General features: G+C 31.0%; 11 protein-coding genes. 2 read left to right on the top strand and 9 right to left on the bottom strand.

What is annotated here, in order from left to right; genetic code table 11:
- The first annotated feature begins 1 nt into the window (after window position 1).
- Together ABMY20_RS07390 and ABMY20_RS07385 are read left to right on the top strand one after the other, a co-directional pair.
- Window positions 2-1363, top strand: a complete 1362-nt coding sequence (locus ABMY20_RS07390) for a biotin/lipoyl-binding protein (protein WP_047789332.1) — start codon at window positions 2-4, stop codon at window positions 1361-1363.
- Between the two features lie 66 nt (window positions 1364-1429).
- Window positions 1430-2827: a TolC family protein gene (locus tag ABMY20_RS07385; protein ID WP_349264983.1), complete on the top strand. Its 1398-nt coding sequence runs from the start codon at window positions 1430-1432 to the stop codon at window positions 2825-2827.
- On the opposite strand, the gene ABMY20_RS07380 is transcribed toward ABMY20_RS07385, so the two are convergent.
- The 9 genes from ABMY20_RS07380 to ABMY20_RS07340 form a co-directional block, all read right to left on the bottom strand.
- The gene (locus ABMY20_RS07380) at window positions 2822-3925 is read right to left on the bottom strand and encodes a hypothetical protein (RefSeq protein ID WP_349264982.1); all 1104 of its coding nucleotides are present in this window, start codon (window positions 3923-3925) and stop codon (window positions 2822-2824) included. The two genes, ABMY20_RS07385 and ABMY20_RS07380, sit on opposite strands and share 6 nt — an antisense overlap.
- Window positions 3926-5011 carry an amidohydrolase family protein gene (locus ABMY20_RS07375; protein WP_047789335.1) on the bottom strand — a complete coding sequence of 362 codons (1086 nt, stop codon included), beginning with the start codon at window positions 5009-5011 and terminating at the stop codon, window positions 3926-3928.
- A gap of 20 nt (window positions 5012-5031) precedes the next feature.
- Window positions 5032-5559 (bottom strand): 3-hydroxyanthranilate 3,4-dioxygenase, encoded by a 528-nt coding sequence (locus tag ABMY20_RS07370; RefSeq protein WP_047789336.1) that lies wholly within the window; start codon window positions 5557-5559, stop codon window positions 5032-5034.
- Window positions 5560-5656: 97 nt separating this feature from the next.
- Window positions 5657-6433, bottom strand: a complete 777-nt coding sequence (locus tag ABMY20_RS07365) for an SDR family oxidoreductase (RefSeq protein ID WP_349264981.1) — start codon at window positions 6431-6433, stop codon at window positions 5657-5659.
- A 1-nt stretch (window position 6434) separates the two neighbouring features.
- Window positions 6435-6653, bottom strand: a complete 219-nt coding sequence (locus tag ABMY20_RS07360; protein ID WP_120187375.1) for a DUF6500 family protein — start codon at window positions 6651-6653, stop codon at window positions 6435-6437.
- On the bottom strand, window positions 6646-8088 hold the full coding sequence (locus ABMY20_RS07355; protein WP_239178943.1) for an aldehyde dehydrogenase: 1443 nt from the start codon (window positions 8086-8088) through the stop codon (window positions 6646-6648). The genes ABMY20_RS07360 and ABMY20_RS07355 overlap by 8 nt, the downstream gene beginning before the upstream one ends.
- Before the next feature lie 68 nt (window positions 8089-8156).
- On the bottom strand, window positions 8157-8570 hold the full coding sequence (locus ABMY20_RS07350) for a RidA family protein (protein ID WP_047789340.1): 414 nt from the start codon (window positions 8568-8570) through the stop codon (window positions 8157-8159).
- A 64-nt stretch (window positions 8571-8634) separates the two neighbouring features.
- Complete coding sequence (locus tag ABMY20_RS07345; protein ID WP_349264980.1) at window positions 8635-9153, bottom strand: DUF1697 domain-containing protein; 519 nt, start codon at window positions 9151-9153, stop codon at window positions 8635-8637.
- Window position 9154: 1 nt separating this feature from the next.
- Window positions 9155-13993 carry a DNA repair ATPase gene (locus tag ABMY20_RS07340; protein WP_349264979.1) on the bottom strand — a complete coding sequence of 1613 codons (4839 nt, stop codon included), beginning with the start codon at window positions 13991-13993 and terminating at the stop codon, window positions 9155-9157.
- Between the last annotated feature and the right edge of the window lie 41 nt (window positions 13994-14034).

Here is a 14034-nt window from a genome sequence, read left to right as displayed (position 1 = left end):
CATGTTAAACATATCAAAAAATACAGTTTCGGACCAAATAGATATTACGAAATTCAAATCTGGAAAAGAAATTTTTAACAAAGAGTATCATAAGTTATTTAAAAGCTTTTTATTAGTTTTTTCTGTAATTTTAATAATTATTTTATTTCTACCCTGGACACAAAATGTATCTAGCGAAGGGCTTGTTACTACGTTAAAACCTAACCAAAGACCACAAACATTACAATCTCAAATACCTGGGCGTATAGAAGAATGGTTTGTACAAGAAGGTGATTTTGTTAAAAAAGGAGATACTATTTTAAGAATTTCTGAGATAAAAAGTGGTTATTTTGATACTAAGCTTGCCGAAAGAACTGGTAAACAGTTAAACTCTAAAACACTTTCTGCTAAAGCATATAACAATAAGATTAGTGCCTTGCAAAATCAGATTATAGCTATTAAAAGAGAACGTAAATTAAAACTAGAGCAAGCAAAAAACAAATTAAAACAAGCCTACTTAAAAGCTAAAAGTGATAGTATTGATTTTGAAGCTATTAAAATTAAGCAAAAAATAGCTCAAACTCAATTTGATAGAACTGTTACCTTAGAAAAAGAAGGTTTAAAAGCTGTAAAGGATGTTGAAGAAAAAAGAGCAAAACTTCAAGAGTTATCCGCTAAATTAATTTCTCAAGAAAACAAATTCTTTACTTCTAAAAACAATATTATTAATGCACAATTAGCTATTAGTAGTACACAAGCTTCTTATGCTGATAAATTATCTAAAACAGAAAGCAGCTTGTATAGTGCACAATCTGGTGCTTATGAAGCTGATGTTCAAGTTTCAAAACTTGAAACTAGCTTAGCTAATTACAACAAGCGAAGCTCTTTATTATTCATTACTGCTCCACAAGACGGTTACATTAATAAAGCTATAAAATCTGGTATTGGTGAAACTTTTAAAGAAGGTGAAAAATTAGTAAACATTATGCCTGCAAATTACGATTTAGCTGTTGAAATGTATATACAACCTATAGATTTACCTCTAATTCATATTGGTGAAGAGGTGCGTGTTGAGTTTGATGGTTGGCCCGCAATGGTTTTTAGTGGCTGGCCTAATGTATCATACGGAACTTATGGTGCTAAAATTGTAGCTATTGAAAACTTTATTAGTAGCAATGGAAAATACCGTGTTCTAATTGTTCCTAATGAAAAAGAAGAACCTTGGCCGAAAGCCATTAGAGTAGGTTCAGGTGCAAAAACTATTGCTTTATTAGAAAATGTACCTATTTGGTTTGAGTTATGGAGACAAATTAATAGCTTTCCTCCCAACTTTTATCAACCAGATAACAAAGGAGGTGATAAAAAAGCTAAAAAAGAGGAATAATAAACTTCTTAGTAGATTAAAGCAAGTTAAAACATCACTCTAACTAATAATTAAAAAGACAACTAAATGAAAAGGCTATACATCCTTTTTTTGTTACTAAGCTTTATAGCTACAGCACAAGATAATTTAAGTACTCAACTTAGTTTAGAAGAGTATTTAGGTTATGTAAAGAAACACCATCCCGTTATTAAACAAGCGGAACTTATTACAAGTACCAATGAGGCTAAATTATTAAAAGCTAGAGGTGGTTTTGACCCTAAAATAGAAGTAGATTACAATAGAAAAGAGTTTAAAGGTAAAGACTATTACAAAAAGTTAAACTCAACCTTTAAAATTCCGACTTGGTATGGAATAGAGCTAAAAGGTAGTTATGAGAATAATTCTGGTCAATATTTAAACCCTGAACACAATACTCCAGAAAAAGGACTATATAATGTTGGTGTATCGGTTTCTTTAGCAAAAAACTTATTCATTAATAAAAGAATGGCTACTTTAAAACAAGCTAAACTCTACACACAGCAAGGTAAACTAGAACAACAGTTACTCGTTAACGATATTTTATTTGAAGCCATCAACACCTATTTAAACTGGTTACAGTACTACCAAAGTTATAATATTTATAAAGATTATTATGCCAATGCTGATATCAGACTAAAGAACATAAAAAAAAGTTTTACAGCAGGTGATAAACCAGCTATTGATACTTTAGAAGCTAACATCAATTTAAAAAACAGAAAGTTAGACCTAGAAAAAGCAAATATTAAATACATTAAATCTAAGTTAGAGCTTTCTAATTATTTATGGATAGGCAATAATATTCCTATGGAAATAAAAGAGGAAATAATTCCTGATAGTAGCACTTTTTCTAATATTGATATTATTCTAAATACTTCTGTAACCACCTTATTTGATAATGAGTTTGAAAACCATCCTAAATTAAAGTTACTAGAGTTAAAGAAAAGAAACCTAGAAATAAATAAGCAACTAAAAGTAAACAACCTATTACCTAAAATAGACTTTCAATATAATTTTCTTGCTTCTAAAGTGAATAATTTCGATGCCTTTAGTACTTCTAATTATAAAAACTCTCTTCAAGTTAGCATTCCTCTATTCTTGCGTAAATCTAGAGGAGATTTAAAACTTGCTAAATTAAAACTACAAGATATCGATTTTGAAATTGCATCAACTAAAGTCTCTTTAGAAAACAAAATAACAGCTACCGAGCAGGAAATTACATCATACAAAAAGCAAAATGATATTTTAAAAAACCTTGTGAAAGGCTATCATACAATTGTAAAGAGTGAAGAACGTAAATTTTCTTTAGGAGAAAGTTCTATTTTTTTAATTAACTATAGAGAAGTAAAATTAATAGAAAGTAAATTGAAAGAAATTAAAAACCAGTACGAATACGCTAAAACTAAAGGAAAACTCATAAAGTTACTAGGAGAACTAAATAATTTATAATTGTTGTTTGTACTCTTCTAACAATGCTTCATCAATAATTATATGTTCAGGAAGAATTCGTAGGCGGTATTTACTTTCACCTACAAATGTAATTAGATCTTTACGATCTAATTTTTCTTCTTCTAGGTTTAAAATTGAATTTATATTTTCTATAATTCGTGTAACATAGGTTTGACTTTTTATATCACCTCCTGAATTAACTATAATTGATTGTTTTTCCGCCTCTAAAAACTTTCTTCTATAAGCAAATGTTAGTAGGTTTTTATACTGTGTTGTTTTTGAGCCAAAATCTACTTTAGCATTGACTATTCCTTTAGATGGAATGGTAAGCTTTATCAGTGACCAGTCTAAAAACTGAATTTTCATTTCATTAGGTTTTGGTGTATGAGCCAGTTGTATTACCCAACTTGTTGCCAATACTAAAAAAACCGATACTAACGATGTTTTTGCTACAACCCTAATTAATTGATTTGCAAATTCATTATCAAAACCAATAAAAATGTCCGACAATTGGGAAACGAACAACAAAAAGATTACTATAACTGATATAAAAGCTACCAACTTTAAGTCTCGATGCATAAAAGTCTTGTAAAAAGAAACTCCCATTAAAAAACATAAAAAAGTTGTTAGTAAAACATCTGGAAGTGCTGCTATTTTTATTCCATAATAAAAATCATTACCATATAAAAAAGAAAAAGATAAAGTTATGGAAGCCACAATAACAATTATAATCGCTATAATTTTTACATTCTTTTCATTTCTATAAATAAATTGGGGGGCATCGTGCACATAATACAATGCCATTAACCAAAATAAGTTATTTATTGTAGACAGAATGTTTATTCCTACTTGATGAATTGTTGTTTTTTCAAAAGTAAAATAACTTGCAGAAAGTGCCCAAATACCAGAAACCACCCAAACCAACATTCCAAAGCTAAAATACAACAAGCCTTTATCAACTCTTTTAATTGAATTTCCTTCTTCTAAAACTTCTTTAAATCGCTTTGTAATATTATAGTAGATTGCTAATAATAACACAGCTCCAATAAAAGAAATACACGTATGTAATAGGTTATGAAACTGTGTTACTTCAGCCATTTATTGTAAAATTTTAGATACTAAATCTTTTTTCGCTTTTTTATCATCTCCAAACAACCACTGTAATACATTATCCTCCCACATTTCGTCTTTCTCTTGCTCATTAATAATCTTTCTATCAATAGCTAAATCTAAAATTTTCCCTGGATATGATGATTGAATTTCACTCTCCATCTCTCCTAGTGGATACGGATCATCCAGCCCTATTAATACTTGTTTAGATCCTTGATTTTTAATCAACAAATCCAAAGAACCAGTATCATGAACCAATGTATCAAAGAAGATGTTTTTATGTCCTACAGCTTTACGAGGGTGTTGTTTTCCTTCAAATAAATCAGGTCTTCCATCAAATCCTTGAATACGACGCCCTAAATTCATTTGTGCTAACTGACCTCCATGCGCAAAACAAACTCGCATATTAGGATATTTTTCATAATATCCATTTAACGTTAAAAAGTGATACGCATCTGCGCATTGTGCCAACATCCAAATTAAGTGAAAACGCCAACTTGTATTTTGTAGTTTGATGAATTTCTCCCCGTCATACGGATGAATTTCAACTGCTAAATTATACTTATCTGCTAATTCAAAAATAGGTTCATTTTCCTCGTCAAAAATACAACGCCATGTACCAATAGTGTCCATATAGTGTGTTGGCAAACACAACAAACGCATCCCTAACACCTCAACACACCGCTCTATTTCCCATAAAGCTCCACGAACAAACCCCGGATGCACCACAAAACCACAAGTAAACTTCCCCGGATTATCATGTTGAACACGTGCATTAAAATCGTTTTGAAAACGTAACGCTTGCTTCATTTCTTCTAAACGAAGTCCATTACCATATAATTGAGATAGGTTCAAAACCACTGCATGATCAATTTTAAAATGTTCCATCCATGCTAGTTTTTCATCTAAAAAGAAACTAGAGTCCGTCACGGGACGACTCCAGTCTTTTTGTAACATGAATTTTCTATCCTTATCTACCCAAAAAATCCCTTTGTCTTTCATAAACTGCGGAATTTGCTCTGGATAAGGCAATAAATGCGAATGTCCGTTTATTCTTAATTTGCGTTTTTTCATTTTAGTTTCTATTGCAAAATTTATGCTTTGTTTGGTGCTTCCATCACAGTACCACATTTATCACAAGTACATTTCTCTTTGTCAGAATAGTACTTATCAAAAATTATTGGCATATCAGTTTCAATATTATCTAAAGCAAATTCTTCTCGGTATAATTGATGTCCACAATTTTCACAATACCATTCCAAGGCATCCATCATTCCTTCATCACGTGGATATTCAATAACTAAACCTACTGTATTCGCTTTACGTTGTGGTGAGTGTGGCACCTTCCCTGGTAACAAATAAATATCTCCTTCATTAATTTCAACATCAATCATTTCCCCTTTGTCGTCAATGATTTTTAGCACCATATCTCCTTCTAATTGATAGAAAAACTCTGGTGTTTCATTGTAGTGATAATCTTTACGATTGTTAGGTCCTCCAACAACCATTACGATATACTCCCCATTATCCCAAACTTGTTTATTTCCAACTGGTGGTTTTAATAAATGACGATTTTCATCAATCCACTTTTTAAAATTTAAAGGTTGTACTAACTTGCTCATTTTATTTAGATTTTTAGACTTTTAAACACAAGAGTTAAGATTGTTTTAAAGATACTTAAATAGTCTTATTTCAAAAAGTCTTTATTTTTGATCTCTTTTATAAAGATTTTGTTCTTCCTCCATCAACAGGGACATTAATTCCGTTGATAAAACTTGCTCTTTCACTTGCTAAAAACACAATAGCATTAGCTACTTCTTCAGGTTTTGCAAAACGTTTTGCTGGTGATGCATTTTTCATCATTTCTGCAACTTCATCGATAGTTTTACCTGTTTTTGCTGCTTTATTATTGATAATTTCTGTCAAACGCTCTGTGGCTGTAGCTCCTGGTAACACATTATTCACTGTAATTCCGAATTGACCTAATTCATTCGCTAAGGTTTTACTCCAATTAGCAACCGCACCACGAATAGTATTCGAAACTCCTAAACCATCTAATGGTTGTTTTACTGATGTAGAGATCACATTAATTACTCTACCATAACCTTCCTCTTTCATAAAAGGAACTAACGCTTGCACCAACACATGATTGCATTTTAAATGCATGGTAAAAGCACGTTCAAACTCTTCTAACTTGGCATTAAATACTGGACCTCCTGCAGGTCCTCCTGTATTATTCACCAAAATATGAAACTGTAAATTTGTTGCCTCTAACTTCTCTTTTAAGTCTGCAGGATTGGTAAAATCAGCAACTAAATATCCATGATTTTGGTTATTATTTGGTAACTCAGCTAACACCGCTTTTAATTTATCTTCGCTACGAGCTACCAACGTTACATTTACTCCTTCTTGAGCTAATTGTATTGCTGCTGCTTTCCCAATTCCTTGTGTACTACCACATACCAAGGCGTTTTTATGTTGTATATCTAAATTCATTTTATTCGTTATTCTGAATCATTTGTTTAATCTTAACCGCTTTCTCAAAATGATCTAATTGATGTGTCTGAATCCACCAAGTAGCCACTTCCATCAATACTTTCGGATTGTCATTTTTATTTTTGAAAAATGCATAAAACGAAAGCCCTACATTTTCTCCTTTTTTAGCAATCTTCTCTTCACATACAGCAATTATTTTTTCCTTTATTTCTTTATTCATATTTTATACATACATTTTTGGGTTCTGTAAAAAAGCGTAATGCTTCAAAACCTCCTTCACGCCCTACTCCACTCGCTTTTTGACCTCCAAAAGGTGTTCTTAAATCACGTAATAACCAAGTATTCACCCAAACAATTCCTGTATGTAATTCTTTAGACATACGCATGGTTCTTGTCAAGTTGTTTGTCCACAATGTTGATGATAGTCCATATACCACGTCATTAGCTAACTGTAAAGCTTCTTCTTCTGTTTTAAAAGACATTAAAGTAACTACAGGCCCAAAAATCTCTTCTTGATTTAACCTACACTTGTTACTTGAAACTTCAATAATCGTCGGTTGTAAATAGTAACCGTTCTCACAATTCTTAACAGTGACTCTGTCACCTCCGTATAAAATCTTCCCTCCTTCTTGTTCCGCAATATCTATGTATGATTTTACCTTTTCTAAATGTGGTTTCGATACCAAGGCTCCAATATTTGTATCTTCTTCAAAAGGATTTCCTATTTTTAATTGCGATACTTTTTGAACAAAATCTTTTTTGAATTGCTCGTAAATACTTTCCTCTACAAAAATTCTACTTCCGCACAAACAAACCTGACCTTGATTTGCAAATGAAGAGCGAACTGTAGTCACTAACATATTCTCATAATCGCAATCTGCGAAAATGATGTTCGGATTTTTACCTCCTAGTTCTAACGATAATTTCTTAAACATTGGTGCTGCTGTACGAGCGATATGTGCTCCTGTGGCGGTTCCTCCTGTAAATGAAATCGCTTTAATATCTGGATGTTCAATAATGGCTTGTCCTGTGGTGGTTCCTAATCCGTGAACTATGTTTAATACCCCTTTAGGTAAACCTGCTTCATTACAAATCTCCCCTAACAAATAGGCTGTCATAGGTGTAACTTCACTCGGTTTTGCTACAACACAATTTCCTGCAGCTATTGCTGGAGCTATTTTCCACGTAAATAGGTAAAGTGGCAAATTCCATGGAGAAATACATGCAACTACACCAATCGGTTGACGTAACGTAAAGTTCATCGCTCCTAAACCTACACTTTCGTGAGCTTCGGATGAAAATTGTGTAATTGCATCTGCAAAATATTGAAAATTAGATGAAGCTCTCGGAATATCAATCACTGTAGCTAAACTTAAAGGCTTTCCATTATCCTTAGCCTCAGCTTTTGCCAATTCAGGTAACCTTTGCTGAATTAACTGTGCTATTTTAGAAAGAATATCCCTACGTTCGTTTAAGGTAGTGTTTGACCAAGACGGAAAAGCTTTCTTAGCTGCTTCATATGCTAACGCTACATCTTCTTTAGTAGAATTAGGAATTTGACCATACACTTCTCCAATAGATGGATTATAATTATCAATATAATTATTTGCTACCGGTATAACGAATTCTCCGTTTATATAATTTTTAATAGTCATTTCATTCACAGATTAAAGAAACCAAGAGAGGAAAAAGTCTCTTTTCTTTTCTAATGGTTCTTTGTTCTTTATTCTTGCTTTTTGTACGCTACCACTTTAATTTCAATCAATAAATGAGGATGTGGTAATTGATGTACAGCTACTGTTGTTCTAGTTGGTCCGTTATAATCAAAATATTCAGCATATACTTCATTATAGCCTCCAAAATCATTCATATTCACCAAAAATGAAGTTACATCTACAATATCTGATAAGTCTGCTCCTACTTCTTGTAAAATATCTCGAATGTTTTCAATTACCGCTCGGGTTTGCTTTTTAATATCTAAGTTGGTCGTTCCAAATTTATCTACGGCAACACCTTCAAAAGAATTATCAGGTCTACGTGAACTGGTTCCAGATACATAAATAAAATCTCCTACTTGTTTTACATGCGGAAACTTTCCTCTTGGTATTGCTTTTCCTTTGATTACTTTACTATCCATGTTTTATATTTTTTAATTTCAAATGCATTTTTCATGAGATTTCTCCCTTTGATAGAAATGACATTTACGAACTGGCTAACTCTATTAATTTATTCGTGGTTTTAAAGTTACGAGTAGTTGCTGAAACTTTTAACTTTCTTTCTAAAAAATTATTCGTCAATTTTGTTTTCCCATACCCTCCAGCTGCATTTACATAAACCACATCTTTTAAGATGGTGTATTCATCTTCTTTCGCATCTACTTCTATCTCTTTTATTGTAGTTTCATTGAATAAGAAAGTAAAATATATTTGTTTTTCGTTTAAATTACTATAAGGGTTGTTTTGAAGAATCTCTTTTATTTCTTTTACTTCTTTTGCTAGAACAAGAACATCATAATCATATTTTTCTTTAATTTTTGTATGAATATTCTTTTCTACCTCTTTTGAGTCTTCTCTAGTTTTTAACACAATATTGCCACTTTGGATATAGGTCTTTATAGTATTATATCCCAGTTCTTCTAACAGTGTTTTTAATTCTTGCATCGGAATTTTATTTTTCCCTGAAACATTAATCCCTCTTAACAAAATAATTATTGTGTTCATTTTATCCTTGCAATCCTTTTCTTAAAACCTCTTTAATACCTTCTAAATTATCTGAAAATGACATCATTTGGTTTAATATTTGAGCCATTTCATTTTTATTCCCCAAACCTTTTAGCTTATTATTCTTAACAAAAATTTCTTTTATATCATTCCATCGGTTTGCTTCGTTTTCTGATATATCTCCTATTAATTCTTTATACTTCAATAAATTTGCTTCAGCAGAAGATGTTAATGTTTGAGATTCACTTTCATAATGAGACAATACCAGTCTTTTTAACTCATTATCATTCATTATTGGTACTACTTTAGCTACTAACTTATTCATGTCTCGATATGAACCTTGTAACTTAAAAGAGGGTTCTGTTCTATATTCATCTTCCTTTGCAGCCGACTCAATATATGCTTTATTTACTTTTAAGATGGTATTCCTTATAGTTATTACTTTTTCTAATACCGAAATATAATCTTGAATCTCTTGCTTTGTATGATTTCCTTTCAACTCCCCTTCTTCAGTATTATTTTCAACTCTATTTATCAAAGCATAAACATCTTCAAAATATTTACTACTTAACTGGTGTAGTATAGGATTTGATGTTAATGAGTTTTCTATTAAACTAAGTTTAAATAAATGATCTGTATCTCCTATAATATCTCCTAAGTTATATATATCAGCTCGGTTAGCTAACATATCAGGTATTTGAAACTTATCTCCACTTTCAGTATATGGATTTCCAGCCATAATTACACAAAACTTCTTTCCTCTTAAATCATATGTTTTTGGCTTTCCGTTATATACTCCTTCTATTTTTCTTGTTCCATCTGAAAGAGAAATGAATTTTTGTAAAAACTCAGGATTACAATGCTGAATATCATCTAAATACAACATTACGTTATCTCCCATTTCAAAAGCTAAATTTAACTTTTTGAGTTCTTCTCTAGAAGCTGAATTTGTTGCTGCTTCCGGGTCGACTGAGGTTACCTCATGACCAATGGCAGGTCCATTAATTTTCATAAAGATTAATCCTAACCTATTGGCTAGGTACTCCATCAAAGTAGTTTTTCCATAACCTGGGGGTGATATTAAAAGTAACATCCCCATTCTGTCTGTACGTTTATTATCTCCAACCGTTCCTAACTGCTTAGATAAGTTATCTCCTATCAAGGGAAAGTAAACTTCATCTATTAGCTTATTTCGAACAAAGGAAGATAATACTCTTGGCTTAAATTCATTTAACTTTAATGTCTCTTTTAAATTTTCTACCAATAGGTGTTTCGCCTCTTTGTATGCTAAAAAATTAGGTACGTCTTCTTTTGAAAAAAACTCTAATCTTTCAATGAAACTATGATAATTAAATTCAAAACTTCCTTCAATAATAGTATCGTGTTCTCCTCTTAACTCTTTAATGGTTTCTTCAGGGTTTGCATGTAAAACAGCATTAGGCTCATGGTGAAATAATAATAACGAAATTACTTCATCTGTGTAATTTTCATTTCCATCAATAGATGTTATAAATGAGCTTACCCATTGTTTAATCAGCTGGATTTTTGCGCTATAATCTGTAGTCTTTTCAAGATTACTTTTAAACACATGTAATGCATCTTGTTTTGTTAGATACTTTATAAAGTCTTCTTTTATTCCCAACGCAATAGCGCTTATTATAAATGAATTAGTGCTTTTTAATTGGTTAAATAGGTAACTAGCTATTGTTTTTCCTACCTCTTTAGAAAACAATAAAGTTTCTTCTGAAAAAGTAGTTATTTCTTTTTGTAACTTATTTATTAAAAAATCGTATTCTTTACTTTCAGGAAAGAATCGTAGGACATCTCCTGATGCTTTTATTGAAAAATTATAATAATCTTGATGCTCTTTAGGCAAAGAGTTCCAAAAATATTGAGCGTATGCTCTAGTGTTTGAAGCGTATGTTAATAAACCTAATTCGTGATGTTTATGGACTAGTGTATACAATATTTTAAAAGCATCAACATCGTGTACACCTTTTACATATCCTTCTGCAAACAAGCTTCCACTTTCATTTTGAACTAACGCTAATAAACCTTGTTCGTTTAGCTTTAATAATTCATCTGTTGAATACGAAGTAAATAATTTATACGCCAAATAAGAAGATCTATACACTAAATCGTTCTCAGAAACTAGTTCTTGATTCCAATATTTTTCAGATTTAAGTAAAATTTCATTTTCAACTTCTTGATAGAAATTGGTTCCTGTTAAATGATAATGTAACGTTTGATCTTTGTAAACTATTGATAAATCCAACGGTTGTTTATTAACTCCAAACTTGTGTTTTCCTAAGCGAATTATATTCTCACCATCTTCATATAACTCTTGTTTATCTTTTAATTTTCTTAATGCATCTTCTTTAGCTACTTTAAGTTGTGTTTCAATAGCTTCAGCTTTACCAACTGACTCTAAATCTTTTAATTGATTAACAATATCTCTAACTTTGTTAATCATTAAATCAGCAGCAAAATATCCGTTAATATCTTCAACTGAGGGGTAACTTTGTGCCTTTTTTGCTATACTTTTTAAAATTCTTTCAGAAGCAGCGCTTAATGCTTCTATTTTCTTATTTCTTTTTTCGAGTATTGTACTCTTTCGGGCATCAAAAGCATTATGAACTTCTTCTCTCTTCTCTATAATTAAGGAAATAAATTCTTCAAAATCGGCAAACTTACCTTCAATTTCCTCTAACTGAATTGCTATTTTTGTGAGGAACTCATCACATTTTTCTGGCGTAGTAGCCATATCAATGTAATTAATAATACTTTGATCTATAAGTTTTAATTGAGCAGAAAAATCTGCCTTAGCTTCTTTACTTCCTAAAGTTTTAATTGTATTTTTAATTCCTGCTTTTAATTGATTTAATGTAGCAAAGATTAAAGAGATATTATCAATAATTCTAGTCGATTGAGAAGTATCTTCTATTTCTAAATTTGTTACAATTTCAATTAAAAGTTCTAAATTTGTTGTTATTTGATCTACTTCTTTTTCAAGTTTTTTAGCTTCTACTACCTTTTTTATAGATGTTAAATCATCTTGCCTTTCTTGAACGCGTTTATGGTAGGGTTTTAGAGCTTGATCATTCAACAAAAATTCTACACATCTTTTTGATATTATTGTGTTTTGTTCTTCAATTGAGTTTTCAATTTCTTCTAATATATCAATTGCTATATAACGAACATCTTTCAAGCTTATGACCTGCCCTCTTAATACTCGTAGTTGATTTAATAAGTCAACAAAATCTTCTATGGTCTTAAAAGAAGTACTTTTGATCTTACTTAAAAGTTCATTAGATTTTTCTTGAATAATCTTGCCTTCTTTAGCTGCTTGTTGCTTTAATTGAGTTACCTTTTCAAATTCATCAATAGCAGCATTTGCTGCATCGTTAATTTCTGCAACAGGTACACTTAACTGTTCTGTTTCGGGCTCATTTATCCAGTAATAACTGCTATTAATATCATTAGATTTCTTAGCTATATCACTATATAAACCAGCATAACTATCTTCTTTATTTAAAAGTGTTATTAATTCATGGCACTCTGCCATTGCTTTTACAATATCTTTATTACCAATCTTATAAAGTAAGGTATCTTCATGTAATGATGGAATACTGTCTGTTTTTACATAAGGTGTTTGCCAAATTTGAACAACATGGTGTTTTGTTTGCTCATTTTCAGTTTTGAAGTAACACAATTCTCCATTCTCTAAAATTGTAAAACCATTGCAAACAATAGGTGTTTTTACCTCTTGCTCAATAATGTTATAAGACATTAATATATATAGCCCTCTTATTGTAGCATAAAACACATATAAAAAGTCTTCTCCGTTGGGAGAAACTATTTTCTCTTGGAACTTAACGTCTTTAGCGTTATTTTCAAAAAGTTTATACTGCCCTGTTTGTAAATAATATCCATCAGGAAAAATAAGACCTTGATCGTCTGGTAATAATACAGCACAGTCTTTAACACTATTTACTTTTTGAACTTCTTGTAACTTATGATTATAAATAAAATAACGAGCTTCTTCCTGAAATGGTTTTATCTCTAATAAAATAAGGTTTCCTAAATCGGTATAACGAAACTGACCATCATCTAATGTTTGATCAACATGTTCTACTGGCTCTTCAAGAATTCCTTTTCCTTCATCAGTGTTATCTTCTATCTTAATAGTTAAATCACCTCCGATAGTTTCGACAAAAACTTTATCTAAAATAGAAATATGAGAGTAAGTACCATAACGGTGCATATCTCGGGTTACTTCTTGCCAATTAAATTCATGTTGCTTTGGAAACCTGTATTCATGCTCACTTCTATTATCAACATATACTAATTCATTTTCCTTTATTAACCACTTAAAAGTTTTCACATCGGTTTTACTCTCACTTAACTGGAAAACCATGTGAAGGTAATTATCTATAATTGCAAATTTTGCAAAAATAGTATTTCGATAATACTTGTATAGGTTAGTAAAGTCAGTTATGAAAGTTTCATTATGAAGAAAATCTAATGATTTTGGCTGAAAACGATTGTCTTTAAACTCATAAGCGCTGAAAACATCCGATAACTTAATATCTGTTCTTAGTCCAAAATGAACATTATATCCAAAGATTGAAGTGTTTCCTAGAGATACAATATCTCTAGCTATACAGTTGTTTTCTGTGTTAATTCTATCATTTGCTATAAGCTTTGTTTCAATTGTACCAAACACATGCTTTCTAGCATCATTTAATCTTTGTAACCTATTTAGTAGCTCTTTTTTTTGTTTTTGAAGACGGCTCTGAATAATCTCATAAGTTCCGCCATCAAGTTGTTGATTATCCATATAAAATTACGAGTTAAAATTAATTTTAAAACACTTATTAA

Origin of the sequence: Tenacibaculum sp. SSH1-16 (assembly GCF_040104435.1) — a bacterium.
In the GTDB taxonomy this organism is placed as follows: Bacteria; Bacteroidota; Bacteroidia; order Flavobacteriales; family Flavobacteriaceae; genus Polaribacter; species Polaribacter mesophilus.
The sequence above is the reverse complement of the archived record's forward strand: the minus strand, read 5'-3'. Positions and strand labels throughout refer to the sequence as shown.

Bases quoted from the DNA above. Each gene is read 5' to 3' on its own strand.
- ABMY20_RS07390 (WP_047789332.1), top strand. From the start codon at position 2: ATGTTAAACATATCAAAAAATACAGTTTCGGACCAAATAGATATTACG.
- ABMY20_RS07385 (WP_349264983.1), top strand. From the start codon at position 1,430: ATGAAAAGGCTATACATCCTTTTTTTGTTACTAAGCTTTATAGCTACA.
- ABMY20_RS07380 (WP_349264982.1), bottom strand. From the start codon at position 3,925: ATGGCTGAAGTAACACAGTTTCATAACCTATTACATACGTGTATTTCT.
- ABMY20_RS07375 (WP_047789335.1), bottom strand. From the start codon at position 5,011: ATGAAAAAACGCAAATTAAGAATAAACGGACATTCGCATTTATTGCCT.
- ABMY20_RS07370 (WP_047789336.1), bottom strand. From the start codon at position 5,559: ATGAGCAAGTTAGTACAACCTTTAAATTTTAAAAAGTGGATTGATGAA.
- ABMY20_RS07365 (WP_349264981.1), bottom strand. From the start codon at position 6,433: ATGAATTTAGATATACAACATAAAAACGCCTTGGTATGTGGTAGTACA.
- ABMY20_RS07360 (WP_120187375.1), bottom strand. From the start codon at position 6,653: ATGAATAAAGAAATAAAGGAAAAAATAATTGCTGTATGTGAAGAGAAG.
- ABMY20_RS07355 (WP_239178943.1), bottom strand. From the start codon at position 8,088: ATGACTATTAAAAATTATATAAACGGAGAATTCGTTATACCGGTAGCA.
- ABMY20_RS07350 (WP_047789340.1), bottom strand. From the start codon at position 8,570: ATGGATAGTAAAGTAATCAAAGGAAAAGCAATACCAAGAGGAAAGTTT.
- ABMY20_RS07345 (WP_349264980.1), bottom strand. From the start codon at position 9,153: ATGAACACAATAATTATTTTGTTAAGAGGGATTAATGTTTCAGGGAAA.
- ABMY20_RS07340 (WP_349264979.1), bottom strand. From the start codon at position 13,993: ATGGATAATCAACAACTTGATGGCGGAACTTATGAGATTATTCAGAGC.